Source organism: Mesorhizobium sp. M0571, assembly GCF_040320985.1.
Classification (GTDB): domain Bacteria; phylum Pseudomonadota; class Alphaproteobacteria; order Rhizobiales; family Rhizobiaceae; genus Mesorhizobium.
Window position 1 is genome coordinate 1 of record NZ_JAMYQT010000163.1, and the last position, 575, is coordinate 575.

Here is a 575-nt window from a genome sequence, read left to right on the forward strand (position 1 = left end):
TTGTATCTGCGCAGAAATGTCCCTTCCTGCGCTGATAGGATGCGTACGCCATTCCTCGATTGGCGGGCGGATCCTCATTTGCAGCTGCGTGGGATGTCGAGTGATTAGGAAAACGGAAATGGACCAGAACAAGAGCAATCGAGACTTGTTCGACCGAGGCCGCCTGTCGGTCGATGCGTTTTATGAGGTGGAACATTTCGCGCGGGAAAATGGCGTGTCGCCGAGCCAGGTCAGCAAGCTGATCAAAAAGAACGGCAACGACCGTCTGACCCTCACCAAGGCAGTCAAAGAGCTGCGCGATCGGCATTGAAAAACCCGCCGCACTCTACAGCACGACGGGTCGATCGAGCGTTGCGCCGAGCACGGGGGCGTGGGCGCTGGGGTGGGCTGTGCCCGGTGCGGCCGATCATAACAAAACGATACCTGCGCGGCTGCTTGGCGTCTACCAACCGCCAGTTGGGGACAATTTTCGTAGCCGGTTGGGGCGGACAATCATTGCAAATGTCCGCCTTTTACATACCGTTGCCTCGTGCATCGCGACGGGCGCTAATTTTGATCACCAGTGACGGCCCTTC

General features: G+C 57.7%; 1 protein-coding gene. It reads left to right on the top strand.

What is annotated here, in order from left to right; translation table 11 throughout:
- The first annotated feature begins 118 nt into the window (after positions 1-118).
- Positions 119-310: a DUF3606 domain-containing protein gene (locus tag NKI85_RS37865; RefSeq protein WP_352531714.1), complete on the top strand. Its 192-nt coding sequence runs from the start codon at positions 119-121 to the stop codon at positions 308-310.
- The last annotated feature ends 265 nt before the right edge of the window (positions 311-575 follow it).